Source organism: Bacillus sp. SSR7 (assembly GCF_055902415.1).
The window spans coordinates 63,463-89,452 of sequence record NZ_JBVVXV010000010.1 but is presented as its reverse complement, the minus strand read 5'-3'; the positions used below and the strand labels follow the sequence as shown (position 1 = coordinate 89,452).

Genomic DNA, 25,990 nt, shown 5'->3' with positions numbered 1-25,990 from the left:
ATATATGTAAATCATATTTTTACATAACAAAAAAAGCCAGTTAAACTGGCTTTTACTTATTGCTGCTCTTGTTTGTTTTCTTCTTTAGCAGCTTCTTTTTCTTGCTCTTCTTTTAGCAATACTTTTCTAGATAAATTCACGCGACCTTGCTTATCAATCTCGATAACTTTAACTGTAATTACATCACCGATTTTCACAACGTCTTCTACTTTACCTACACGCTCAAGTGCAAGTTCAGAAATGTGAACTAATCCATCTTTACCGCTGAATAATTCAACGAAAGCACCGAATTTCTCAACACGTTTCACTTTTCCTTCGTAGATTTCACCTACTTGTACTTCGCGAACGATATCCTCGATAATTTTCTTAGCTTTGTCGTTCATTTCTTGATTTATCGAAGAAATGAATACTGTACCATCTTGTTCGATGTCAATTTTAACGCCAGTTTCTTCAATAATTTTATTGATTTGTTTACCGCTTGGTCCGATAACGTCACGGATTTTATCTGGGTTAATTGTCATTGTAATAATCTTTGGAGCGTACGCTGATAATTCAGTGCGTGGCTCTGCAATAACAGATAACATATGATTTAGAATGTGCACACGACCAACTTTTGCTTGTTGTAATGCCTCTTCTAAAATTTCACGAGATAGACCATCGATTTTAATGTCCATTTGTAATGCAGTTACACCATGTGCTGTACCTGCTACTTTAAAGTCCATATCACCTAAATGATCTTCCATACCTTGAATATCAGATAAAATTGTGTAATGCTCACCAGTTTTAACTAGCCCCATTGCAATACCTGCAACTGGAGCCTTTAGTGGAACACCAGCATCCATCATTGCTAAAGTACTACCACAAATACTTGCTTGTGAAGTAGAACCATTTGATTCTAATACTTCAGATACAAGACGTACTGTGTATGGGAAATCTTTTTCAGACGGAATTACAGGCTCAAGAGCACGCTCTCCTAGTGCACCGTGACCAATTTCACGACGACCTGGTCCACGCATTGGTCTTGTTTCACCAACACTAAATGATGGGAAATTGTAATGGTGCATAAAGCGTTTTGATTCTTCTACACCAAGGCCATCTAAAATTTGCACATCGCCTAATGCACCTAATGTACAAATACTTAATGCTTGTGTTTGTCCACGTGTGAATAAACCAGAACCGTGTGTACGAGATAAAATGCCAACCTCTGATGCTAATGGACGGATTTCGTCACCTTTACGGCCATCTGGGCGGATTTTCTCAACTGTAATAAGACGACGTACTTCTTCTTTTACAATTTTATATAAAATCTCATTTACTTGTCCTAATGTATCAGCGTCAACTTCCTGCGCTTCGTAATGCTCAATTACACGCTTTTTCACTTCGTTAATTGCATCTTCACGTGCATGTTTCTCATGTACTTGAATTGCAGAATGCATATCCTTTTCAGCCATTTCACGTACAGCTTGGTTAAGATCAGCGTCAACTTCATAAAGTTTCACTTCTGATTTCTCTTTACCTACAGCTTGTACAATCTCTTCTTGGAATGCAATTAGACGTTTAATTTCGTCATGTCCAAACATAATTGCTTCTAACATTGTTTCTTCAGGCACTTGATCTGCTCCTGCTTCAACCATGTTAATTGCATCTTTCGTACCAGCTACAACAAGGTGAATATCACTTTGTTCTTGCTGTTCTACTGTTGGGTTGATAACGAATTCGCCGTTAATACGACCAACTGTTGCACCAGCGATTGGACCTTCAAATGGAATGTCTGAAATCGATAACGCTAATGAAGAACCAAGCATAGCTGCCATTTCAGAAGAACAATCTTGATCAACACTCATTACGATGCTGACAACTTGTACTTCGTTACGGAAACCATCAGCAAAAAGTGGACGAATTGGACGGTCGATTAAACGACTTGCCAAAATTGCTTTTTCACTTGGACGACCTTCACGTTTAATGAAACCGCCAGGAATTTTTCCGACTGCATATAAACGCTCTTCATAGTTTACTGTAAGTGGGAAGAAATCTACATTTTTTGCTTCTTTTGATGCAGTTGCTGTAGATAGAACCGCTGTATCGCCATATCTTACTAATACTGCTCCGTTCGCTTGCTTTGCAAGCTGACCTGTTTCAACTGTTAGCTGGCGACCAGCTAAATCTATCGAGAAGACTTGCTTTTCTTGACTCATTTAAGTACCCCTCTCAATTTAAAGTATTCAATTCTTCTATGTAAATGGATAGTATATCACAATATTCTACCTCTAGTATTACCGAAAATGAAGTAAGCTATAAAGAGTAGAAGATATATTTTTACCTAACAAAAAAGCGGGAATATTCCCGCTTCTTTGACTATCGACGTAAGCCAAGCTTTGTGATTAATTCACGGTAACGTGTGATATCGCTATTACGAAGGTAAGTTAGTAAGTTACGACGTTTACCAACCATCTTTAATAGACCACGACGTGAATGATGATCTTTCTTGTGAGTACGTAAGTGCTCGTTTAGAGTGTTAATTTGCTCCGTTAGGACAGCAATTTGAACCTCTGGAGAACCAGTATCAGTCTCATGAGTTCTAAATTGTGCAATGATTTCATTTTTACGCTCTTGTGTTAAAGCCATCCTATTTCACCTCCTATTAATTAAACCCCCGATTACCTAGCAAGCGTCGGTGAGTCGCAATGCCAAGCAATGGTTGTCATAAAGTACATAACATAGAATACTACTTTTCATTTGAAAAAGCAAGTATATTCTTTTCGTTCGCAAAATATTCTTGTGCTGTTTTCTTATCTTTTGCGATTTGTTCAACTAACTCATCGATGCCATTGAATTTCTTCTCTTCTCTTATACGCATATGCCACTCTACTATAACATTTTGATCATATATGTCTTTGTTAAATTCAAATAAGTGCACTTCAATGGATAGTTGGCGCTCATCTTCTTTAAAAGTTGGTTTATATCCAATATTACATACACCATCGTACCATTCATCGTGAACTTGTAATCTCACTGCATAAACACCTACAGGTGGTAATAGATACTCATCACTTAAACCTACATTAGCTGTTGGGAAACCAATTTGACGTCCACGTTTATCACCGTGTACAACCGTTCCCGCTACTGTATATGCTCTACCTAAAATAGATGGAATTTGCTCCATTTCGCCATTTCGAATTAACTTTCGTAATGCTGTAGAACTTACTTTCTCTTCTTGAAATTCAACTTTTTCAATCACAGTCTGTGTAAACTCCCCTCTTGCATGAAATGGTAAAGTCTCCATCTTTCCTTTTCCTAAACGTCCATATGAATAATCAAATCCTGCTACTACATGCTTTACATTTAAACCAATAATATAATCATCTACAAATTGTTGTGGCAATAAGCCTGCAAATGATTCATCAAATTTAACAACATATAATATATCGATACCTAAACTCTCGACTATTTTTTCTTTATCACACATTGGTGTAATATACTCGGCATGCGCTTCTTTTTTACCTAAAACAACAGATGGATGCGGATAAAATGTCATCACTGCACTTTTATATCCTCGTTCATCCGCTATTTGTTTCGCAGTTCGAATCACACATTGATGTCCTAAATGAATGCCATCAAAAAATCCTAATGCCATTACAGTAGGTGGTAATTCTAATTTATTTTGTTCATGTGGATGAGTTAAATGAATAAGTTTCACGCTTGAATTCACCTTTTTCTGTAATAATCCTTCCAATAATTCATTATAGCTTTAGTTCTTGATTATTCACAAGTACTTTCATCGGCTTTAGCATACCAGGGTGTTTTGGATGGTGCTCATAAATTGCAAGGCAACGATCGTTTTTATCAAACACTGTTATAAATGGCGCCGTTATTTGCAATTCATTTTTTAAGAACATACCATTTTTTATTTTTTCTGCTTGCTTTTCATCTACAACCATTTTCGGGAACTTACTTAATGCTTCATCAATTGAAATGAAGATAGACTCTACTGTTCCATTTTGCACGTTTTCTTCAATTTCTTCAAATGATATGCAATCTTCTAATAAAAATTCACCAGAAGCCGTTCTTACAAGGTGAGACATATGTGATGGAAAACCAAGTTTTTCACCAATCATTACCGCTAATGTTCTTACATATGTTCCTTTACTACAAGTTACACGGAAACGGAATGAAATATTTTCTCCTTCAAACACTTCACGGTCATCTAATAATACAAATTCATGAATTGTAATTGTACGAACTGGACGTTCAACCTCTTGTCCTGCTCTTGCATATTCATATAATTTTTTCCCGTTAACTTTTACAGCCGAAAACATCGGAGGCATTTGCTCAATCGTACCTGTTAATGCCGCAAGAACCTCTTCCACTTCTTTACGAGTAATAACACGATCTACATGTTTCGTTTCCACAACTTCACCAGAAGCATCTTCAGTTGTTGTTGAAAATCCTAATGTCACTTCGCCTTCATATGTTTTCGTTTCACTTGTTAAAAATTGTGCAATCTTTGTTGCTCGTCCCACACAAATAGGCAATACTCCTGTTACATCCGGATCTAATGTTCCCGTATGACCAATTCGTTTTTCACGCAATATCTTTCTTAATTTAAATACACAATCGTGTGATGTCATGCCTTTTGGCTTATGTAATAATACTACACCTTCCATATATGTTCACCTCATCGTAATTCTTTCATAATCATTACCTAAAACTTATTTTACATTGAAAAAATGGATAGACAAATGTCTATCCATTATTCTTCACGTTTACCTTCTTTATTAATTTCATGTAAAAGTGTATCAATTCGATGACCATATCCGATAGATTCATCAAATTCAAAGGAAATTTCAGGCGTTTTACGAAGACGAATACGTTGGCCAATTTCTGAACGAATGAAGCCTTTTGCCTTCGCTAAACCTTTTAGTGTACTTTCTTTCTGTTCTTCATCACCTAAAACAGAAATATACACTGTAGCAATTTGTAAATCTCCACTCACTTGTACATCTGTTACAGTAACAAATCCGACACGTGGATCTTTAATTTTACGACTGATGATGTCGCCTAATTCTTTTTTCATTTGCTCGCCTACACGGTTTGCACGTAATTTCATAACTCTTCACCTCATTCAATACCATTCCAATTGTGTTATCGTACGTTCAATTTCAGGAAATGAATCGATGTACTCAAGTACACGATTCATTTCTTTTTCACAAATAACACGATTAGAGGATACAGAAACAATTGCAATTTCCGTACGTTGCCATACATCTTGATGCCCCACTTCTGAAACAGCTACGTTATAACGCTGCTTCACTCGAGTTAGCACCCGTTGCAAAATTGCTCGTTTCTCTTTTAAAGAATGCACATCGTAAATCATACACTCGAATGAGAGTGAAGCGATTATCATCGCTTCACTTCTTCCATAATGTATGCTTCAATAATGTCCCCTTCTTTAAGATCATTATATCGCTCAATTGTAATACCACACTCATAGTTTTGTGCAACTTCTTTTACGTCGTCTTTGAAACGTTTTAACGTATCAAGTTGTCCTTCGAAAATTACTACGCCATCACGGATAATACGCACGCCACTATCACGTGTAATTTTACCGTCTGTTACGTAGCAACCTGCGATTGTTCCAACTTTTGTTACTTTAAACGTTTGACGTACTTCTGCTTGACCGATTACTTTTTCTTCGAATTCTGGATCTAACATACCTTGCATCGCTGCTTCGATCTCTTCGATTACTTTATAAATAATGCGGTGTAAACGAATATCAACGTTCTCTAATTCAGCTGTACGCTTCGCATTCACATCTGGGCGTACGTTAAATCCAATTACAATTGCATTAGATGCAGAAGCTAAAATGATATCAGATTCTGTAATCGCACCTACACCTGTATGGATAATTTTAACTTTAACACCTTCAACATCAATTTTACGTAGTGATGCTGCCATTGCTTCTACAGAACCTTGTACGTCTGCTTTCACAATTAAGTTAATTTCTTTTACATCGCCCTCTTGGATTTGTTGGAATAAATCTTCAAGGCTTAATTTAGATTTTTCACCACGTTGAGCAAGTAACGCTTCTTGTGCACGTGATTCACCGATTTGACGAGCTTTCTTCTCATCAGCGAATGCCATGAAACGATCTCCCGCTTGTGGTACTTCGTTTAAACCTGTAATTTCAACAGGAGTTGATGGACCAGCAACTTTTACACGACGACCAATATCACTTACCATTGCACGAACACGTCCGAATGAAGTACCAACAACGATTGGGTCTCCAACTCGAAGCGTACCGTTTTGAACAAGTAATGTCGCGATAGTTCCTTTACCTTTATCAAGCTGTGCTTCAATTACAGTACCAGTTGCATAGCGGTTTGGATTTGCTTTATATTCTTCTACTTCACTTACAAGAAGAATCATTTCTAGTAAGTTGTCAATTCCTTCGCCTTGAATCGCTGAGATTGGTACGAAGATTGTATCTCCACCCCATGCTTCTGGAACTAATTCATATTCTGTTAGTTCTTGCATTACGCGATCAGGATTCGCAGCTGGTTTATCCATTTTATTCACAGCAACGATAATTGGTACTCCTGCTGCTTTCGCATGGTTAATTGCTTCAACTGTTTGTGGCATAACACCGTCATCAGCTGCAACAACAAGGATTGTAATATCCGTTACTTGTGCACCACGAGCACGCATCGTTGTAAACGCCGCGTGACCAGGTGTATCTAAGAATGTAATCTTCTTGTCATTTACTTCAACTTGGTATGCACCAATATGCTGAGTAATTCCACCTGCTTCGCCAGCAGTTACTTTAGAGTTACGGATAGAGTCAAGTAATGTTGTTTTACCATGGTCAACGTGTCCCATGATTGTAACTACAGCTGGACGCTCTTTTAAGTTCTCTTCATCATCTTGCTCATCGATAAATGTTTCAAACTCAGTCTCGCTGACAATTACTTCTTCTTCTACTTCAATACCGTAGTCGTTAGCAATTAACTCAATTGTGTCTTTGTCTAAGTCTTGGTTAATTGTTGCCATAATTCCAAGCATGAAGAGCTTCTTAATAATTTCAGATGGCTCTTTGCTTAATTTCTTAGCAAGATCACCTACTGTAAGGCTTCCAGAGAAAGTAATTTTATCTGGTGTTTCTACAGTTTGTGTTTGTTGTCTTCCAGCAAAGTTCTCTTGACGCTTGTCTTCGTTTCCTTTGCCTTTTTTCTTTTTCTTATTGCTGTTCTTTTTACTACGAACAACTTTTTCTTCTACTTCAAACTCATCTGCAACAGAAGGTTTTTCAGCTTGATACTCATTATCTAATTTGTTTACTACTTCATCGTCTAACATTGTCATATGATTCGAAACCTCGATATTCATTTCTTTTAGTTTTGTCATAAGATCTTTACTTGAGATATTATGTTTTTTCGCATATTCATGCACTCGAATTTTACTCATACCTTCACCCCCGGTAATTTGTATCGAGCATGCTACGCAGCTTTTTCGCAAAGCCCTCATCTAACACAGCTACAACGACTCGCTCATCTCTCCCAATCGCATGCCCTAATTGTTGTCGATTTTCGACCTTTCTCATTGGTACGTTGTAGTACGTCGTTTTATCTGTGATACGCTTTGTAGTATTTACTGACGCATCTTCAGATAGCAACACAAGTTTTGCTTTGCCACTTCGTACTTCCTTTAAAACGAGTTCTTCACCCGAAATAATTTTTCGAGCCCGGTTTGCTAGTCCTAAAAACGATTTCCAATCGGACACTTATTTCGACTCCTTCTCAACAAGCTCAAGAAGCTCTTCATAAAGAGAACTGTCGATTTTCGCTTTTAGATGATGTTCCAAAACATTTTTCTTTTGAGCTTGAAGAATGCTCTCTTTATCTTTTGATAAATAAGCACCTCGTCCTGATTTCTTTCCAGTTAAATCAATAGACACTTCTCCCTCTTTGGAACGAACAATGCGAACGAGCTCTCGTTTTGATTTCATTTCTTGCGTTGCAACACATTTTCGTAACGGAACTTTTCGATTGCTCATACTCATCACCTCTATTCGATTTCGTCTTCAACTGAATCGAATCCGAATGCGACTACGCTATCTTCTTCTGTTACAATACCAAGTTGTTTCGCATCAGACTCACTCTTAATATCAATTTTCCAACCTGTTAATTTAGCTGCAAGACGTGCATTTTGTCCACGTTTACCGATAGCTAATGACAGTTGGTGGTCTGGAACAACAACAGTTGTTGCTTTCTCTTCTTCGTCTACAAGTACTTTAACAACTTGTGATGGGCTTAAAGCATTGGCAACATATTCTACTGGATCATTTGACCAGCGAACGATGTCAATCTTTTCACCTTTTAGTTCGTCTACAATGCGTTGTACACGTTGTCCTTTCGGTCCTACACAAGAACCTACTGGATCAACATCAATGTTCTCTGCATGTACAGAGATTTTAGAACGATCTCCTGCTTCACGTGCTACAGAACGAATTTCAACCGTTCCATCATAAATTTCAGGAACTTCCATTTCGAATAAACGTTTTAAAAGACCAGGATGTGTACGTGATACGTAAATTTGTGGTCCTTTTGTTGTTTTTTCTACTTTTGTAATGAATACGCGAATACGATCATGTGGTTTGTACTGTTCGTTCGGCATTTGCTCACTTACAGGTAATAAAGCTTCTACTTTCCCTAAGCTTACATAGATGAAACGAGCATCTTGACGTTGTACGATACCAACCATGATATCTTCTTCACGATCACTAAACTCAGAGTAAATAACACCACGCTCTGCTTCACGCACTCGTTGTGTTACAACTTGTTTTGCAGTTTGTGCTGCAATACGACCGAAATCTTTTGGTGTTACTTCAATTTCTAGTACGTCACCATCTTGATAGTTTGGATTAATTTGTCTTGCTTCTTCAACAGAAATTTCAAGACGTGGATCAAACACATTATCAACAACGTCTTTACGTGCTAAAACTTGGATTGTTCCCACTTGTGGGTTAAAGCTCACACGAACGTTTTGTGCTTGGTTAAAATTGCGTTTATAAGCAGAGATTAACGCTGCTTCAATCGCATCAATAATAATATCTTTGCTAATTCCTTTTTCTGACTCTAATACGAGCAAGGCATCTAACAACTCAGTGCTCATGAAGATCCCCCTTCTAACTAAAACGTAACAGCAAGTCGCGCATTTGCAACTTTGTCCATTGGAATTTGGATTTCTTTTTTACGTGTTTTAATTGTTAATAATAGTGTAATTGTAGTACCATCGTAGGAAAGCATTTTTCCTTCAAACATCTTTTCACCATCAATCGGCTCATATGTTTTAATTGCCACTTGTTTTCCTACCGCTTGCTGGAAGTCTTTCTCTTTCTTTAATGGGCGTTCTGCTCCAGGAGATGACACATCCAAAAAGTAAAGATGAGGAATTGGATCCTCTTTATCTAAAGCTTCGCTTAAACGTTCACTCACCGCACCGCATTCTTCAATGTCGACTCCCTTTTCAGAATCGATGAATACGCGTAAGAACCAGTCTTGTCCTTCTTTCACATACTCTACATCTACAAGTTCAAGATTTAACTCTTCAACGATTGGCTGCGCAAATGCTTCTACAACTTCTGTGACTTTCTTATCCATAAACAGCCTCCTTCCTGCCGCCATGTACCATTTACAAGAAAAGACCCCGCCCATAGAACGGTCTATCTTATTCTTTCTCGTTAGCTAACAAAAGCCCCTGCCGTTAAGCAGGGAATATCTGTCTTAGTATTACCAAATTTAAGAAGTAAAACTTGTAACAAAATATGTATATACGACAGAAATTTCTTACCTCTCCACATCAATAAAATGTAGATAGTAACACGAAAGAGTGGGTTTCCCCACTCTTTTTTTCACACAATATACATGACATGGTTATCTCGGTTAATAGTATACCATAGCAAATGTTGATTTGCAAAGACTTTTCCTACCTATTAGAACAGTGATAACTGGTTTTGGTCCGGCAAATCACCTAAACAACCTTGACTATCTAAGTACTCAATAATTGTTTTCGAAACCTTACTACGCTGCTGCAAGTCTTCTTTTGATAAGAAGTCTCCATTCTTGCGAGCTTCCACAATACTTAAAGCGGCGTTCGTACCAAGACCAGGTACCGCATTAAATGGAGGAATTAATGAGTCTCCATCAATAATAAAGTCTGTTGCATGTGAACGATACAAATCAACCTTTTGGAATGAGTATCCACGTTCACACATTTCAAGTGTCATTTCTAATACTGTTAATAAACTCTTCTCTTTCGGCGCTGCATCTAAACCTTTTTGCGCAATTTCATCAATTCTTGCACGTATAGATGCTGAACCTTTCGCCATCGCTTCTACGTCAAAGTCATCTGCACGAACCGTAAAGTATGCCGCATAGAATAGAAGCGCGAAATGTACTTTAAAGTACGCAATACGCACAGCCATAAGTACATATGCAGCCGCATGGGCTTTAGGGAACATGTACTTAATCTTCTTACATGAATCAATATACCAACCTGGTACATTATTACTTTTCATGTCCTCTTCCCATTCTTCTGGTACACCTTTACCTTTACGTACTGACTCCATGATTTTGAAAGCTAATGATGGGTCTAAACCTTGATAGATTAAATATACCATGATGTCATCACGACAACCGATAACTTCACTCAGCGTACATGTACCGTTATAAATTAACTCGTTTGCATTACCTAGCCATACGTCCGTACCATGTGATAATCCAGAAATTTGGACTAACTCTGAGAATGTCGTAGGTTTCGTCTCTTCTAACATCTGTCTTACGAATTTCGTACCAAACTCTGGTATACCAAGTGTACCTGTTTTACAGTTAATTTGTTCTTCCGTTACACCTAACGATTCTGGCCCTGAGAAAATTTTCATTACTTCTGGATCGTCCGTTGGAATTGTTTTCGGATCAATACCACTTAAATCTTGTAACATACGAATAACTGTCGGATCATCGTGCCCTAGTATATCAAGTTTCAATAAATTATCATGAATAGAGTGGAAGTCAAAGTGTGTTGTTCTCCACTCAGCCCCTATTGAATCTGCTGGATACTGTATTGGTGAGAAATCAAAAATGTCCATGTAATCTGGCACAACGATAATACCACCTGGATGCTGTCCTGTTGTACGTTTTACACCGGTACATCCTGCTACTAAGCGGTCAATTTCTGCATTTCGAATCGTTAAGTTATGATCATTTGCATAACCTTTTACATATCCATAAGCAGTTTTTTCCGCAACTGTACCAATCGTTCCCGCACGATATACATAATCTTCACCGAACAGTACTTTCGTATAGTTATGGGCACGTGGTTGGTATTCCCCAGAGAAGTTCAAATCGATATCGGGTACCTTATCTCCTTTAAATCCAAGGAACGTTTCGAACGGAATGTCATGTCCATCTTTTACATATGGAATATTACAAGTTGGACATTCTTTATCCGGTAAGTCGAAACCAGACCCTACAGAACCATCATTAAAAAATTCTGATTGCTTACACTTCGGACATACATAGTGTGGTGGTAAAGGGTTTACTTCTGTAATTTCCATCATCGTTGCAACGAATGATGAACCTACCGACCCACGCGAACCTACTAGATATCCGTCTACTAACGATTTTTTCACCAGCTTATGTGAAATTAAATAAATTACGGCGAATCCATGTCCAATAATACTTTTTAATTCTTTTTCTAAACGCGCTTCTACAATTTCAGGTAACTCTTCACCATAAATGCTACGCGCCATTTTATAACTCATATCACGTGTTTCATCATCTGCACCTTCAATTTTCGGTGTATATAGATCATCTTTTACTGGATGAACATCGCCAATTAATGATGCAATCTTTTGTGTATTCGTTACGACAATTTCTTTCGCTACGTCTTCACCTAAGAATGAGAAACACTCTAACATTTCATCTGTTGTACGGAAATGTACAGGTGGTAATGAATGTCGGTTTAACGGATTTGCTCCACCTTGTGAACTAACTAAAATTTTACGATACATTGCATCTTCTGGATTTAAATAATGTACGTTTCCGGTAGCAACAACTGGTTTATCTAACGTCTCACCTAGTTTTACTAAGTTCGAAATAATTGTTTTTAATTGCCCTTCATCTCGAACGAGTTCACGCTCTACCAAATGACGTAGCACTTCTGGTGGCATTACTTCAATGTAATCATAGAACTGTGCAATTTCTTCTACCTCTTCAGGAGCTTTTTGCATCATCGCCTCAAATACTTCACCTTTATCACAAGCCGTTCCTACTAAAATTCCTTCACGATATTTTTTTAATAGTGATCTCGGTACACGTGGTACACGGTAAAAATAATTCAGGTGAGAATATGAAACAAGTTTATATAAATTTTTTAATCCAACATCTGATGTAGCAAGTAATGTCATATGACTTGGACGCCCGCGCTTATACGCATCTCCTTGTCCCATGCTATCATTTAATTGGTCATGATATTCAAACCCTTTTTCAATCACATCTTTTAACATTTTTACTAGTAAGTATCCCGTTGCTTCTGTATCATAAATCGCACGGTGATGCTGAGTTAATTCAATGTCCATCTTTTTACACAACGTATTTAATCGATGATTTTTCATTTCCGGGAATAGGAATCGTGCAAGTTCTAACGTATCAATTACTGGGTTATTCGTTTTTTCTAACCCCGCCTTTTTAAAACCTACGTTAATGAAGCCCATATCGAAACTTGCGTTATGAGCAACAAGTGTATGGTCGCCCATCCATTCTTCAAACTTTTTAAATACTTCGTCTACTTCTGGTGCGTCGGTTAACATATCATCTGTAATACCTGTTAATTCAATGATCGTTGCCGATAATGGTTGATGCGGATTTGCAAAAGATTCAAAGCGGTCAATTATTTCGCCACCTTTTACTTTTACAGCAGCTAACTCAATAACTGTATCGTATACAGCTGATAAACCTGTCGTCTCAACGTCAAAAACAACATACGTTTCCTCTGCAAGTAAACGATGCGCTTCGTTATACGCTATTGGTACACCGTCATTAACTAAATTCGCTTCTACACCGTATATAACTTTAACTCCAGCCTTTTTCCCCGCAGAATATGCTTCCGGGAACGACTGAGCCACAGCATGGTCTGTAATCGCAATCGCCTCATGTCCCCATTTACCTGCTTGGGCAACAAGTCTAGAAACAGGAGTAACAGCATCCATTTGACTCATTGGCGTGTGAAGATGCAGCTCTACACGTTTTTCGCCTTCTGGGGCTTTATCTTTACGAGACGGTCCTGTTATTTCATTAATATCATTTGCAATCATTACTAAATCTCGAACAAATGTATCATTTTGAACAGAACCACGAGCCTTCACCCACATTCCCTTTTTCAAGGATTGTAGCATTGGAATATCTTCTTTATCACGTGAGAACATTTTGATCATAATCGAATCTGTATAATCCGTTATTTTTAAAGTTAATAACGTACGCCCACTACGAAGCTCTTTCGTTTCCACATGGAAGACATATCCTTGAACTGTTTTTCTTCTTTCTTCATCTTGAATTTCTCGCATCGGTGTAATCTCTTCATCTGGCTTAATAAGATACCCGAGTGTGATCGGCCCTTCATGCACAACGCTGCTTTCTTCAGCTTGCTTCTTCGCCATTTCTTCCATAGCTTGTATAACACGCTCGCGGTCTTCTTGCTGCGTTTGCTCACGAAACTTTTGCATTTCTTCTGTATTTTGCTGTATATGTGTGTCTAACTGGAAACGCGGGAATCCAAAAGCCTCGTATTGATCCCCTACTGGCTTCGCAACGTTTTTCTTTAAAGCCGTAGATTCCAGCTCATTATTCACATTTATAAGTAACTTCACTCCATTGACCTGCGGAAGCTGCTTCTTTAAATAAGCAAACATAGGTGAAAATGTAATTCGTTCCGTACAAAGTGGCCAATACGCCCTCACTTCTTCTTCAGTAAATTGTTTGTTCTCTGTTTCTAATGCAAATGTTGTTCTTGCAATATGAGAAAATGATTGCTTAAGCTTTGTTTCTAGCAATTCATATAATTCTGTAGGCAAAATACGTGGCACTTGTAAATCAAAATGCCAACTTTTATTCGCTTTATCAATAACTAACTTTTCAATGCCGCCGCCTTGTAAATATTGATTTATAAGGTCTTCTGGTATTTGCAACTGCTGGAGCAAAATTTGAAATCGCTCTTGTTGTTCATTTGTTAAAGACATAAGCACTCTCCTTCCATTTGCTATTATAAATTGAAACGTACTACAAAGAAAGATTTCTCCCTTCTTCTTTTACAAAATACGTTTACAAAGAAAGAGAAGGTACCTCATTATGAGGTACCTCTTCTTATTTTAAAATATTAGCAATATATGTTTGAAGCTCTTCTACTTTCACTTCTTCAGACTCACCTGTAGCACGTACTTTCACTTCTACAATACCTTCGTCTGCTTTTTTACCAACTGTCACGCGAACTGGAAGGCCGAATAAATCAGCATCAGCAAATTTAACGCCTGCACGTTCTGCACGATCATCTAGTAATACTTCATATCCTTGCTCTTGTAATGAGTTATAGATGTTTTCACCCATTTCACGTTGTGCATCAGATTTCATATTTACTGGAATTACATGCACATGGAACGGTGCAACAGCTTTTGGCCAAACTAAACCGTTCTCATCATTAAACTGCTCTGCAATTGCTGCCACTGTACGAGACACACCAATGCCGTAACAACCCATAATAAGTGGTTGTGTTTTTCCGTTTTCATCTAGGAATGTTGCATTCATTGCTTCACTATAACGAGTTCCTAATTTGAATACATGACCAACTTCAATTCCGCGTGCGAAAAGAATCGTTCCGTTTCCGTCTGGAGATTGGTCTCCTTCTTGAATGAATCGTAAATCCGTATATTGACTTACTTTAAAGTCACGTTCTGGATTTACATTTACATAATGGAACCCTTCTTCGTTCGCTCCTGAACATCCGTTGACAATTGCTGCTACAGCGTGATCAGCGATAATTTCGATATCACCTGTTACACCAATCGGACCTAATGAACCAACTTCACAATTTAATAATTCTTTTACTTCTTCATGAGAGGCAAGCTCAACAACTGAAGCACCGTATACATTTTTCACTTTTACATCGTTTACTTCATGATCACCACGAACAAGTACAACTACTAATTTCTCATCTACTTTAAATACCATAGACTTAATGCACTTTTCAGCTTCGATGTTTAAGAAGGCAGATACTTCTTCAATTGCTTTTTGGTCTGGTGTTGCTACTTTTTCAAGCGCTTTTTCTGCTTCGTCACTCTTCGTATACGTAGCTACAACAGGAGCCATTTCGATGTTCGCTGCATAATCAGATGTATCAGAGTATGCAATTGTATCTTCACCAACATCAGATAATACCATAAATTCATGTGTATCTTTTCCACCCATTGCTCCTGAATCAGCAATAACCGCACGGAAATTCAAGCCACAACGAGCGAAAATGTTAGAGTATGCTTTGTATAAGCGATCGTACACTTCATCTAAGCTCTCTTGTGTAGCATGGAAAGAGTATGCATCTTTCATTAGAAACTCTCTTCCACGTAATAAACCGAAACGAGGTCTTTGTTCATCACGGAATTTTGTTTGAATTTGATATAATGTTAACGGTAATTTTTTATATGATTTCACTTCATCACGTACAAGATCCGTAATTACTTCTTCATGTGTCGCTCCTAATGCAAATTCACGAGCGTTACGATCTTTCATACGCATTAATTCAGATCCGTAAGAATACCAACGACCTGACTCTTGCCATAATTCTGCAGCTTGCATCGCTGGCATTAATAATTCTACAGCACCTGCGCGCTCCATTTCTTCTCGAACGATTCGTTCTACTTTGTGTAGCACTTTTAATCCAAATGGTAAAAAGCTATAAATACCAGAAGCATTTTGACGCATAAAACCTGCACGAAGTAATAACTGATGACTCTTAATTTCAGCATCAGCTGGAACTTCACGTAATGTAGGACTAAATACCATACTTTGTTTCATTTATTCGCACCTCTTCATTTTACTCTTATACGCAGGAAAACCCCTCACCTCGAGTTAGGTGAGGGATTTTATTCTACGAGCTCTATTTCATTATAAGTTTCACTTTATTTTACAAGAAAAACTTACGAATGTCATTCCAAGTTACTACTAACATAAGTAACATTAATAATGCAAAACCAATAAAGTGAACCATTCCTTCTTTTTGACGGTCAATTGGTTTCCCACGCAATGCTTCAATTAAGAAGAAGAACAAACGTCCACCGTCTAAAGCAGGAACCGGTAGTAAATTAAATAAACCAAGGTTAATACTTAAAACGGCTGCTAAACTTAATACACGCGTAAATCCATAATCTACAACTTGATCTGTTAGATTATAAATTCCTACTGGACCTGACAACTCATTAATAGAGAATTGGCCCGTTACTAATTTCACAAGAGACTCAAAAATTAGTTTCGTCCATTGGTATGTTTGTTCAAAACCTGATTTAATAGAACCTATCACTGTTTTCTCTACAGGAGAATAAACACCGATTCTACCAACTTCTTCTTTACCTTCTTTATCAAGCGTTGGCGTTACTTTCACATTAAACTGTTCACTATCACGCTTTACTTGTAACGTAATTTCTTTATTCGGATTTTCACGTACAATGGTAACAACATCTTTCCATGTACTTGTGTTTTTCCCATCAATAGCTTGAATTGTATCATTTTCTTTTAATCCAGCTTGCTCTGCTGCACTATTCTCCATCACTTTTCCGACCATTGGTTTGTCAACAGGAACACCTTGTACAAATCCAAGAATCACAAAAATAACAAATGCTAAAATGAAGTTCATTGCAGGACCTGCAAAGATCGTTAAAGCACGTTGACCTAATTTCTTAGAGCCAAACTGTCTATTATACGGAGCAATTTGAATTTCTTCACCGGCAGTAATAATACGAGCCTTCTCATTCACTCGGAATGTTTGAAGCTCTTCCTCGTACTCTTCATAACCCGAAATTGTTAAATTATGCTCTAAATCAGCTTGTTCGACTTCAATAACTCGAACATTTGGATACTTTTCATATCCATCAAAAACTAATTTTACAACTTCGTCTTTTTCGTTTAATACAAGGCCAACCTTTTTCCCAGGCTTTAACTCGACTGTATCTGCATCCTCGCCAGCCATTCTTACATAGCCACCAAGGGGCAGTAATCGAATCGTATACACCGTTTCATTCTTTTCAAATGAGAATATTTTCGGACCAAAACCAATCGCAAACTCACGGCATAAAATACCTGCTCTTTTTGCGAAATATAGATGCCCTAGCTCATGGAAAAATACGAGTGCACCGAAAATTAATATAAAGGCAATCGCTGTATTCAATTCCATACCACCTTTGCTAAATTTGTTCCATCACAAACCGTCTTGTGGTTGCATCAATTTCCAGAATTTCCTCTAAGCTCGGACGTGCAATGACATTGTGATGGTTCATTGCTTTTTCAATGAGGTCTTCCACTGTTAAGAAACCAATTCGCTTTTGTAAAAAAGCTTCAACAGCTACTTCATTCGCTGCATTCATTACAGCTGGCATACTTCCACCTGTTTTTCCAGCTTCATACGCAAAGCGCAAGCAACGGAAACGTTCTTGGTTCATTTTCTCAAAATGTAATGTACCCATTTCCCATAAATTTAACTGCTTTGTGTCTGAAAGAGGTAATCGATCAGGATATGTAAGTGCGTATTGAATTGGTACTCGCATATCAGGTGAGCCAAGCTGTGCCATCACACTACGATCTTCAAATTCAACCATAGAATGAATAATACTTTCTTTATGTAAAACAACATCGATTTGCTCGTAAGGGATACCAAAAAGCCAATGTGCTTCAATTACTTCTAGCCCCTTATTCATCATTGTAGCAGAATCAATTGTAATTTTCGAACCCATTGACCAGTTTGGATGTCGAAGCGCATCTTCTACGGTCACATGATGCAATGCATCTCTCGTTTTATCACGGAAACTTCCACCAGAAGCCGTTATAATTAGTCGAGAAATTCTTTTTTCATTTTCACCATTCAAGCATTGAAAAATAGCTGAATGTTCACTGTCTACTGGAAGTAACGAAACATTATGTTTTCGCGCTGCTTCCATTACAAGATGCCCTGCAGTTACTAACGTTTCTTTGTTTGCAATTCCAATTGTTTTTTTCGCCTCAATTGCACGAAGTGTTGGTAACAACCCTACGCTACCTACAACAGCATTTACTACGATCTCCGCATCTGGATGTAATGCTACTTCTAAAAGTCCTTCACTACCATATACAATTTTTGTATTACCAGAGACAGCTTGTAATTTTAAAACATCTTCCTCTCTTTGCACAGAGACAATTTGCGGAGAAAATTCTTGAATGACCTTTACTGCGTAGTCAATATTTTTCCCTACAGAAAAAGCAACGAGACGGAATTGGTCTGGGTGCGAGCGTAATACATCTAAAGTTTGTGTACCAATTGATCCGCTTGCACCTAATAAACTAATGTTTTTCATGACTCCAACCCCTCGTTCATTTATTAATTGTATTGTAATAAGAAGTAGAGAATTGGTAAAACGAATAACCAACTATCTGTTCGATCTAATATACCACCATGTCCAGGTAAAATTGTACCTGAATCTTTTACGCCATAATGACGTTTAAATGCAGATTGTACTAAATCACCAATTTGTCCAAAAATAGAAATGATAATTGTCAGCACAATTAAAATTACTACATTCGATTCCACTGGGAAAAACATGTTGTAAACAAGCGCTACAATAATTCCACAAACGATGCCGCCTAATGAACCTTCAATCGTTTTATTTGGACTAATTTCTGGCCATAACTTTCTTTTTCCTAATGCTTTTCCTACGAAATATGCGCCTGAATCAGTAGCCCATATAACAAATAATGCGCAAAACACATATTTAATTCCTAAAATTCTCGTTTCATTCAAATATAAGAATCCCATTGCAACATATGTTGTTGCCATTAGTAAAAACGAAGCATTGTCAAAAGTAAATGTATTCTTAGAAAGGACTGTATATGATAAAAGTAATAAAACAATCACAAATGTGATTTCTAATTTACCTAATCCAATCCAAGTAAACAGTTCTGATGCACTACTTGGAATTAAAATAATCCATAATAATACTGCAGCTAAAACTGTTGGCACTGAAATAAGCGTAAGCTTATTCATACGAATTAATTCATATAAACCTATAGAAGCAAGTGCATACACTAAAACCGTAAAAGGCACGCCACCGTAAATTACGATGGGAATGAATAGCGCGGCAGCAACCACTCCAGTAATAATTCTCTGTTTCACTACCAAACCCTCTCTTTCTACACGCCTCCGAATCTGCGCCCTCTATGTTGAAAGTCTGTAATCGCATTTAGCAAATGTTCCTCGGTAAAATCTGGCCAATACACATCTGTAAACCAAAATTCCGAATATGCAATTTGCCATAACATGAAATTACTAATACGTAGCTCTCCGCTCGTACGGATTAACAACTCTGGGTCAGGTAAAGAACTCGTCATTAAGTAGGAAGAAAGCATTTCTTCGCTTACATCTTCAACACGAACTTTTCCTTCCTCATGATCTTTCATCATATGTTGCACAGCAGAAACGATTTCATCTCGACTTCCATAGTTTAACGCGAAATTCAGAATTAATCCCGTATTCTCTTTCGTCTCTTCCATGGCCTTCTCCATCGCTCTGCGTGTATGCGTAGGAAGACGATCTTGTTGCCCTATTACTCGGACTTGTACGTTCTCTTCAATCAATTCTGGTAAAAATGTACCTAAAAATTCTTCTGGAAGCTTCATTAAATAATCAACTTCCTTTTTTGGTCTTTTCCAGTTCTCAGTTGAAAAAGCATAAAGAGTTAATACTTTCACATTAAGTTTGCTTGCAAATTTTGTGATTTTCTTTACAACTTGCATGCCTTCATGATGTCCCGCAATACGAGGCATCGCTCTCCTCTTTGCCCATCTTCCATTACCATCCATAATGATGGCAATATGCTCTGGGATGTATCCTTTTTTCACTTCTTCAACGAGATGATCAAACGATGTGTCCTTTTTACCTTTAAAAAAAGGAAAGTTTTTAAACATCATTCATACCCTCCAGCAAGCAGACGTATGCCTAAAAGTGTAAAAAGACCCCCTTAAGAAGAGGGTCATATTTGCGAAAGTATCGCTATTACACTTCCATGATTTCTTTTTCTTTGTTTTTTGCGATTTCGTCAACTTTTGCAATATATTTATCTGTTTCTTTTTGGATATCTTCAGTATATCCTCTTAAATCATCTTCTGTAATCTCGCCAGCTTTTTCAAGCTTCTTAAGATCATCGTTACCGTCACGACGTACGTTACGAACAGCAACTTTCGCTTCTTCAGCATATTTTTTCACAACTTTTACAAGATCACGACGACGCTCTTCTGTTAATGCAGGGAACGCAATGCGAATAACAGTTCCGTCATTAGAAGGGTTTAAGCCTAAATCTGCTTTTAAAATTGCTTTTTCGATATCGCCAATAGAAGTTTTGTCATACGGTTGAATTACAAGTAAACGTGCTTCTGGAACTGTAATGTTCGCTAATTGCACAACCGGTGTTGGTGCACCATAGTAATCAACTTGTACTTTATCTAATACAGACGCGCTTGCACGGCCAGCGCGAACTGTTGCTAATTCACGAGAATAAGCAGCAACTGCTTTTTCCATTTTTTCATTTGAAGACTTTAATACTTGTTGTCCCATATTTATTTCCCCCTTACAACTGTTCCGATATTTTCGCCTAAAACGGCACGTTTAATATTACCTTTTTCCATAACTGAGAATACAATTAACGGAATATCGTTATCCATACATAGAGAAGAAGCTGTAGAATCCATTACACCTAAACCTTCTTTTAATACATCTAAGTAAGTAAGCGTTTCGTATTTCGTAGCTGTTGGGTCAATAGATGGGTCCGCATTGTATACGCCATCTACATTGTTTTTCGCCATTAAAATTACGTCTGCTTCAATTTCTGCCGCACGTAATGCTGCTGTTGTATCTGTAGAGAAGTATGGATTACCTGTACCTGCTGCAAAAATAACAACACGTTTCTTCTCTAAGTGACGAACTGCTTTACGACGAATGTAAGGCTCTGCCACTTGACGCATTTCAATTGAAGTTTGTACGCGAGTTTGAATTCCGATATTCTCCAAGCTATCTTGAAGAGCTAATGAATTCATAACTGTCGCTAACATGCCCATGTAATCTGCTCCTGCACGATCCATGCCCATCTCACTTCCAATTTTCCCACGCCAAATGTTACCGCCACCAACAACAACAGCAACCTCTACATCAAGTTCTGCAATTTCTTTCACTTGTTCCGCAACTGATTTAATAACAGCTGGGTTAATTCCAAATCCTTGCTCGCCAGCTAAAGCTTCTCCACTCAGCTTTAAAACGACACGATTATATTTCGGTTTACTCATAATGAACCTCCAATTGCTTACATCTTTATTTTAAAAAAGGGAACACAATGTGTTCCCTAATCTGTATTAGTTACTACCTTTTACTTGGTTCATTACTTCTTCAGCAAAGTTGTCTTCGCGTTTTTCGATACCTTCACCAACAGCGTAGCGAACGAATCCTTTTAATGTTCCGCCTTTAGACTCAACGAACTGACGAACTTTCATATCAGGGTTTTTAACGAATGCTTGGTCAAGTAAGCAAATTTCTTCGAAGAATTTGCCAAGACGACCTTCAACCATTTTTGCAACGATTTTTTCAGGCTTGCCTTCGTTTAATGCTTGTTGTGTTAATACTTGACGCTCATGCTCAACTTCTTCAGCTGTTACAGCATCGCGGTCGATGTATTTAGGGTTAACTGCAGCGATGTGCATTGCAACATCTTTAGCAGCCGCTTCATCAGTAGAACCTTCAAGAACTGTTAATACACCAATGCGTCCACCCATGTGTAGGTAAGCGCCGAATGCATCTGCATCAGTTTTTGATACGATTTCGAAACGACGAAGTGTTAGTTTTTCACCAATTTTAGCGATTGCTTCGTTGATGTGCTCTTCAACTTTTTTACCGTTTTCCATTGTTTGAGCCATAGCTTCTTCAACGTTAGCTGGTTTGTTAGCTAATAAGTGAGCAGCTAATTCTTTAATTAATGTTTGGAAACCTTCGTTTTTCGCAACGAAATCAGTTTCAGAGTTTAATTCTAAAATTAAACCGTCGTTACCGTTTGTTTCGATGAAAGTTAAACCTTCAGCAGCGATGCGGTCTGCTTTTTTAGCAGCTTTCGCGATACCTTTTTCACGTAAGAAGTCAATTGCCTTCTCCATGTCGCCGTTAGTTTCTGTTAAAGCTTTTTTGCAGTCCATCATACCTGCGCCAGTTTTTTCACGTAATTCTTTTACCATTTGTGCAGTGATTGCCATACTTTTCATCCTCCTAAAATATGTATTTATACCTTTTATAAAGGTGTTTATACCTTAAAAAAGGTGATAAAAGGCCGAACCCCTTATCACCTTTCCAACTTTGTTACGCAGTAACAGTTTCTTCACCTTGTTTTGCTTCAAGGATCGCGTCTGCCATTTTAGATGTAAGAAGTTTTACAGCACGAATTGCATCATCGTTTGCTGGGATAACGTGATCGATTTCGTCTGGATCACAGTTTGTATCAACGATACCGATGATTGGAATGTGTAATTTGCGTGCTTCAGCAACTGCAATACGCTCTTTACGAGGGTCTACTACGAATAATGCACTTGGAAGACCTTTCATATCTTTAATACCGCCTAAGAATTTCTCAAGACGCTCTAACTCTTTTTTAAGTTGAACAACTTCTTTCTTAGGTAGTACTTCGAAAGTACCATCTTCTTGCATTCTTTCGATGTCTTTAAGACGCTTGATACGCTTTTGGATTGTTTGGAAGTTAGTTAAAGTTCCACCTAACCAACGTTGGTTAACGAAGTACATACCAGCACGAGTTGCTTCTTCTTTAATAGCTTCTTGTGCTTGTTTTTTAGTACCTACGAATAAGATGTCTCCGCCTTCAGCAGCGATGTCACGCATAACTTTGAAAGCTTCCTCAACTTTTTTCACAGTTTTTTGTAAGTCGATGATGTAGATACCGTTACGCTCTGTGAAAATGTAACGCTTCATTTTTGGGTTCCAACGACGAGTTTGATGTCCGAAATGAACACCAGCTTCAAGCAATTGCTTCATAGAAATTACTGACATAATATAGTTCCTCCTAAATGGTTTTTGATATCCTCCGTTTACTTCATCTCTAAGCGAAACTACAAACGTAGCACCAACACTTAAATCAGTAAACGTGTGTACTTTGTACTGACACCACTGCTTACTATATCATACTGAAATATTACAATCAAGTCGAAAATGCGAACAATGTAAAACTTTCTTTGTTCATACTCGAATTCTAGTATTACCAACCTGCATTTCTTTTAAGCAAAAAAGTGAAATGCAATTTATAGTTTTTCAAAAAATGCGATTATGCCGCTATTTACTAACAGCATCAATCTTTTATACACAAAAAACTCTCCTCAAAAATGAGGAGAGTTTTATAAATTAGTTTGTTTTTAATTTAGCAAGTTCATGTAAGAATTTGTCGTTTAATACTTTAATGTATGTTCCTTTCATACCTAAAGAACGCGACTCAATTACACCAGCACTTTCTAATTTACGAAGTGCATTTACGATTACTGAACGAGTGATTCCTACGCGGTCAGCAATTTTACTTGCAACAAGTAAACCTTCTGTTCCGTTTAATTCTTCGAAGATGTGCTCGATTGCTTCTAACTCACTGTAAGATAATGAGCTGATCGCCATTTGAACAACAGCTTTGCTACGTGCTTCTTCTTCAATTTCTTCTGCTTTTTCACGTAAAATTTCCATACCTACAACAGTTGAGCTGTACTCAGCAAGAATTAAATCATCATCTAAGAACTCTTGACCAAGACGAGCTAAAACTAATGTACCTAGACGCTCACCGCCACCAACGATCGGTACGATTGTAGTTAAACCTTGACCAAATAATTCTTTATTTTCTACTGGGAATGCTGTGTAAGCACTGTTTACATCTAAGTTTGAAGATGTTTCTGTAATGTTGAATAAGCTTTGTGTATACTCTTCTGGGAATTGACGCTCTGCAAGCATTTGTTTCATACGCTCATTCTCGATTTGTTGGTGAATTGCATAACCTAGTAATTTACCACGACGGCTTACTACGAATACATTCGCTTCGATTACTTCACACATTGTGTCAGACATTTCTCTAAAGTTTACAGGCTTTCCTGCTGCGCTCTGTAATAACGCATTTAATTTTCTTGTTTTTGCTAATAATTCCATTTCAAAAGTTCCTCCTACATGTTACTCACATATTTTTTCATCACTTGGAAACTAGGGCGAGTCACCTGATGACACTATTACAAAATAAACTGGCTCACATCTTTATTTTTAGCAATCGTTGCTAATTTCTCCTCAACGTATTGAGGTGTTATCGTTATTTTCTCTAACGTAATTTCAGATGCTTCAAACGATAAATCTTCAAGGAGCTTCTCCATAATCGTATGAAGTCTTCTTGCTCCAATATTATCTGTATCCTGATTAACTTGATAAGCAATCTCAGCAATCTTACGAATAGCTTCGTCTGAAAATTCAATTTCTATACCTTCAGTCGCTAATAAAGCCATATATTGTTTAATTAACGCATTGTCAGGCTCGATTAATATTTTAACAAAATCATCAGTTGATAATTTTGTTAATTCTACTCGAATCGGAAATCTCCCTTGCAATTCCGGAATTAAATCTGACGGTTTAGACATATGAAACGCTCCAGCTGCAACGAATAAAATATAATCCGTTTTTACTGATCCGTATTTTGTCGCAACATTTGATCCTTCTACAATTGGTAAAATGTCACGTTGCACACCTTCACGTGATACATCTACACTATTCGACTGCTTACCAGCAATTTTGTCAATTTCATCGATAAAAATAATCCCGAGCTGTTCAGCACGATAAACAGCCTCTTGTGTAACTTCATCCATATCAATTAAGCGCTGTGCTTCCTCATTTGTCAAGACTTTTCTTGCTTCTTTTACAGAAAGTTTACGTTTTTTTGTTTTTTTCGGCATAAAACTTCCTAATGCATCTTGGAAATTCATTCCCATTTGTTCCATGCCAGTTCCTTGCAACATATCAAACATGGAAGACTGTTGTTCAGTCACTTCAATTGATACAATTTCATCTTCAAGAAGTCCTGCAGCAAGCTTTCTTTCTACATCTTGACGTTTCTTTTCGATTTCAACATCTTCCTGTGAATCTGTTGTTTGATTCGAATTTTGAGCGCCACCAAATAGCATTTCTAATGGGTTTTTAAATCCAGATTGCTTCTCCGGACTCGGTACTAAAATTTCAACAAGACGTTGGTTCGCTTGTTCTTCTGCTTTGTCTTGTACTTTAACTACCATTTCTTCTTTCACAATACGAACTGACGTTTCCACAAGGTCACGTACCATCGATTCTACATCTCTACCTACATATCCAACTTCTGTAAATTTCGTAGCTTCAACCTTAATAAAAGGTGCTCCAACGAGTTTCGCCATTCGTCGTGCTACCTCTGTTTTACCAACACCTGTTGGACCAATCATTAAAATATTTTTAGGTGCAATTTCATCACGTAGATTTTCAGCTAATTTACTTCGGCGGTATCGATTTCTTAAAGCTACAGCAACCGCTTTCTTCGCATCTTTTTGACCGATAATGTATTGATCTAATTTTTCCACAATTTGACGCGGAGTAAAATGTAAATGCATATAAAATGCCTCCCTTA

23 protein-coding genes are annotated in these 25,990 nt (G+C 37.6%); all 23 read right to left on the bottom strand.

Annotated elements, in window-relative coordinates:
* Positions 1 to 56: 56 nt before the first annotated feature.
* The 23 genes from pnp to hslU all read right to left on the bottom strand — a co-directional run bounded on the left by pnp (position 57) and on the right by hslU (position 25,973).
* Positions 57 to 2,195 carry a polyribonucleotide nucleotidyltransferase gene (gene pnp / locus AC0NJG_RS17830; protein WP_086421443.1) on the bottom strand — a complete coding sequence of 713 codons (2,139 nt, stop codon included), beginning with the start codon at positions 2,193 to 2,195 and terminating at the stop codon, positions 57 to 59.
* A 160-nt stretch (positions 2,196 to 2,355) separates the two neighbouring features.
* A complete protein-coding gene (gene rpsO / locus AC0NJG_RS17825; RefSeq protein WP_001229392.1) occupies positions 2,356 to 2,625 on the bottom strand; it encodes a 30S ribosomal protein S15 in 270 nt (89 codons plus the stop codon).
* Positions 2,626 to 2,725: 100 nt separating this feature from the next.
* Entirely contained in the window at positions 2,726 to 3,697 is a 972-nt protein-coding gene (gene ribF, locus AC0NJG_RS17820) for a bifunctional riboflavin kinase/FAD synthetase (protein ID WP_087996531.1), read from the bottom strand.
* Between the two features lie 43 nt (positions 3,698 to 3,740).
* Complete coding sequence (truB, locus tag AC0NJG_RS17815; RefSeq protein ID WP_061131602.1) at positions 3,741 to 4,664, bottom strand: tRNA pseudouridine(55) synthase TruB; 924 nt, start codon at positions 4,662 to 4,664, stop codon at positions 3,741 to 3,743.
* 86 nt (positions 4,665 to 4,750) lie between these two features.
* The gene (gene rbfA, locus AC0NJG_RS17810) at positions 4,751 to 5,107 is read right to left on the bottom strand and encodes a 30S ribosome-binding factor RbfA (protein WP_000776443.1); all 357 of its coding nucleotides are present in this window, start codon (positions 5,105 to 5,107) and stop codon (positions 4,751 to 4,753) included.
* Between the two features lie 15 nt (positions 5,108 to 5,122).
* Positions 5,123 to 5,404 (bottom strand): DUF503 domain-containing protein, encoded by a 282-nt coding sequence (locus tag AC0NJG_RS17805; RefSeq protein ID WP_000582364.1) that lies wholly within the window; start codon positions 5,402 to 5,404, stop codon positions 5,123 to 5,125.
* A complete protein-coding gene (gene infB / locus AC0NJG_RS17800; RefSeq protein WP_000036341.1) occupies positions 5,401 to 7,461 on the bottom strand; it encodes a translation initiation factor IF-2 in 2,061 nt (686 codons plus the stop codon). Before infB ends, AC0NJG_RS17805 begins: the two co-directional genes overlap by 4 nt.
* Positions 7,462 to 7,465: 4 nt before the next feature.
* Complete coding sequence (locus tag AC0NJG_RS17795; RefSeq protein WP_001286523.1) at positions 7,466 to 7,777, bottom strand: YlxQ family RNA-binding protein; 312 nt, start codon at positions 7,775 to 7,777, stop codon at positions 7,466 to 7,468.
* Positions 7,778 to 8,050 (bottom strand): RNase P modulator RnpM, encoded by a 273-nt coding sequence (rnpM, locus tag AC0NJG_RS17790; RefSeq protein WP_000071128.1) that lies wholly within the window; start codon positions 8,048 to 8,050, stop codon positions 7,778 to 7,780.
* 11 nt (positions 8,051 to 8,061) lie between these two features.
* Entirely contained in the window at positions 8,062 to 9,168 is a 1,107-nt protein-coding gene (nusA, locus tag AC0NJG_RS17785; protein ID WP_000102609.1) for a transcription termination factor NusA, read from the bottom strand.
* A gap of 17 nt (positions 9,169 to 9,185) precedes the next feature.
* On the bottom strand, positions 9,186 to 9,656 hold the full coding sequence (rimP, locus tag AC0NJG_RS17780) for a ribosome maturation factor RimP (RefSeq protein WP_000359097.1): 471 nt from the start codon (positions 9,654 to 9,656) through the stop codon (positions 9,186 to 9,188).
* Between the two features lie 332 nt (positions 9,657 to 9,988).
* Positions 9,989 to 14,290 (bottom strand): PolC-type DNA polymerase III, encoded by a 4,302-nt coding sequence (locus AC0NJG_RS17775; RefSeq protein WP_087954502.1) that lies wholly within the window; start codon positions 14,288 to 14,290, stop codon positions 9,989 to 9,991.
* 124 nt (positions 14,291 to 14,414) lie between these two features.
* Positions 14,415 to 16,115, bottom strand: coding sequence for a proline--tRNA ligase (locus tag AC0NJG_RS17770; protein ID WP_087954501.1), 1,701 nt, complete (start codon positions 16,113 to 16,115; stop codon positions 14,415 to 14,417).
* Between the two features lie 109 nt (positions 16,116 to 16,224).
* Positions 16,225 to 17,481, bottom strand: coding sequence for an RIP metalloprotease RseP (rseP, locus tag AC0NJG_RS17765; protein ID WP_139866977.1), 1,257 nt, complete (start codon positions 17,479 to 17,481; stop codon positions 16,225 to 16,227).
* Between the two features lie 16 nt (positions 17,482 to 17,497).
* Positions 17,498 to 18,640: a 1-deoxy-D-xylulose-5-phosphate reductoisomerase gene (dxr, locus tag AC0NJG_RS17760; protein WP_087954499.1), complete on the bottom strand. Its 1,143-nt coding sequence runs from the start codon at positions 18,638 to 18,640 to the stop codon at positions 17,498 to 17,500.
* Positions 18,641 to 18,663: 23 nt separating this feature from the next.
* Positions 18,664 to 19,455 carry a phosphatidate cytidylyltransferase gene (gene cdsA, locus AC0NJG_RS17755; RefSeq protein ID WP_000813584.1) on the bottom strand — a complete coding sequence of 264 codons (792 nt, stop codon included), beginning with the start codon at positions 19,453 to 19,455 and terminating at the stop codon, positions 18,664 to 18,666.
* A gap of 17 nt (positions 19,456 to 19,472) precedes the next feature.
* A complete protein-coding gene (gene uppS / locus AC0NJG_RS17750) occupies positions 19,473 to 20,249 on the bottom strand; it encodes an isoprenyl transferase (RefSeq protein WP_046198502.1) in 777 nt (258 codons plus the stop codon).
* Between the two features lie 85 nt (positions 20,250 to 20,334).
* Positions 20,335 to 20,892: a ribosome recycling factor gene (gene frr, locus AC0NJG_RS17745; RefSeq protein ID WP_000531503.1), complete on the bottom strand. Its 558-nt coding sequence runs from the start codon at positions 20,890 to 20,892 to the stop codon at positions 20,335 to 20,337.
* A gap of 2 nt (positions 20,893 to 20,894) precedes the next feature.
* Positions 20,895 to 21,617, bottom strand: coding sequence for a UMP kinase (pyrH, locus tag AC0NJG_RS17740; RefSeq protein ID WP_000042663.1), 723 nt, complete (start codon positions 21,615 to 21,617; stop codon positions 20,895 to 20,897).
* 66 nt (positions 21,618 to 21,683) lie between these two features.
* Positions 21,684 to 22,571, bottom strand: coding sequence for a translation elongation factor Ts (gene tsf, locus AC0NJG_RS17735; protein ID WP_001018581.1), 888 nt, complete (start codon positions 22,569 to 22,571; stop codon positions 21,684 to 21,686).
* Between the two features lie 103 nt (positions 22,572 to 22,674).
* Entirely contained in the window at positions 22,675 to 23,376 is a 702-nt protein-coding gene (gene rpsB, locus AC0NJG_RS17730) for a 30S ribosomal protein S2 (RefSeq protein ID WP_000111483.1), read from the bottom strand.
* Between the two features lie 348 nt (positions 23,377 to 23,724).
* The gene (gene codY, locus AC0NJG_RS17725; protein WP_000421288.1) at positions 23,725 to 24,504 is read right to left on the bottom strand and encodes a GTP-sensing pleiotropic transcriptional regulator CodY; all 780 of its coding nucleotides are present in this window, start codon (positions 24,502 to 24,504) and stop codon (positions 23,725 to 23,727) included.
* 77 nt (positions 24,505 to 24,581) lie between these two features.
* Entirely contained in the window at positions 24,582 to 25,973 is a 1,392-nt protein-coding gene (hslU, locus tag AC0NJG_RS17720; RefSeq protein ID WP_000550082.1) for an ATP-dependent protease ATPase subunit HslU, read from the bottom strand.
* Positions 25,974 to 25,990: the final 17 nt, after the last annotated feature.

Coding starts and splice junctions, on each gene's coding strand:
- pnp (WP_086421443.1), bottom strand. CDS start 2,195: ATGAGTCAAGAAAAGCAAGTCTTCTCGATAGATTTAGCTGGTCGCCAG.
- rpsO (WP_001229392.1), bottom strand. CDS start 2,625: ATGGCTTTAACACAAGAGCGTAAAAATGAAATCATTGCACAATTTAGA.
- truB (WP_061131602.1), bottom strand. CDS start 4,664: ATGGAAGGTGTAGTATTATTACATAAGCCAAAAGGCATGACATCACAC.
- rbfA (WP_000776443.1), bottom strand. CDS start 5,107: ATGAAATTACGTGCAAACCGTGTAGGCGAGCAAATGAAAAAAGAATTA.
- AC0NJG_RS17805 (WP_000582364.1), bottom strand. CDS start 5,404: ATGATAATCGCTTCACTCTCATTCGAGTGTATGATTTACGATGTGCAT.
- infB (WP_000036341.1), bottom strand. CDS start 7,461: ATGAGTAAAATTCGAGTGCATGAATATGCGAAAAAACATAATATCTCA.
- rnpM (WP_000071128.1), bottom strand. CDS start 8,050: ATGAGCAATCGAAAAGTTCCGTTACGAAAATGTGTTGCAACGCAAGAA.
- nusA (WP_000102609.1), bottom strand. CDS start 9,168: ATGAGCACTGAGTTGTTAGATGCCTTGCTCGTATTAGAGTCAGAAAAA.
- rimP (WP_000359097.1), bottom strand. CDS start 9,656: ATGGATAAGAAAGTCACAGAAGTTGTAGAAGCATTTGCGCAGCCAATC.
- AC0NJG_RS17775 (WP_087954502.1), bottom strand. CDS start 14,290: ATGTCTTTAACAAATGAACAACAAGAGCGATTTCAAATTTTGCTCCAG.
- AC0NJG_RS17770 (WP_087954501.1), bottom strand. CDS start 16,115: ATGAAACAAAGTATGGTATTTAGTCCTACATTACGTGAAGTTCCAGCT.
- dxr (WP_087954499.1), bottom strand. CDS start 18,640: ATGAAAAACATTAGTTTATTAGGTGCAAGCGGATCAATTGGTACACAA.
- uppS (WP_046198502.1), bottom strand. CDS start 20,249: ATGATGTTTAAAAACTTTCCTTTTTTTAAAGGTAAAAAGGACACATCG.
- frr (WP_000531503.1), bottom strand. CDS start 20,892: ATGGGACAACAAGTATTAAAGTCTTCAAATGAAAAAATGGAAAAAGCA.
- pyrH (WP_000042663.1), bottom strand. CDS start 21,617: ATGAGTAAACCGAAATATAATCGTGTCGTTTTAAAGCTGAGTGGAGAA.
- tsf (WP_001018581.1), bottom strand. CDS start 22,571: ATGGCAATCACTGCACAAATGGTAAAAGAATTACGTGAAAAAACTGGC.
- rpsB (WP_000111483.1), bottom strand. CDS start 23,376: ATGTCAGTAATTTCTATGAAGCAATTGCTTGAAGCTGGTGTTCATTTC.
- codY (WP_000421288.1), bottom strand. CDS start 24,504: ATGGAATTATTAGCAAAAACAAGAAAATTAAATGCGTTATTACAGAGC.
- hslU (WP_000550082.1), bottom strand. CDS start 25,973: ATGCATTTACATTTTACTCCGCGTCAAATTGTGGAAAAATTAGATCAA.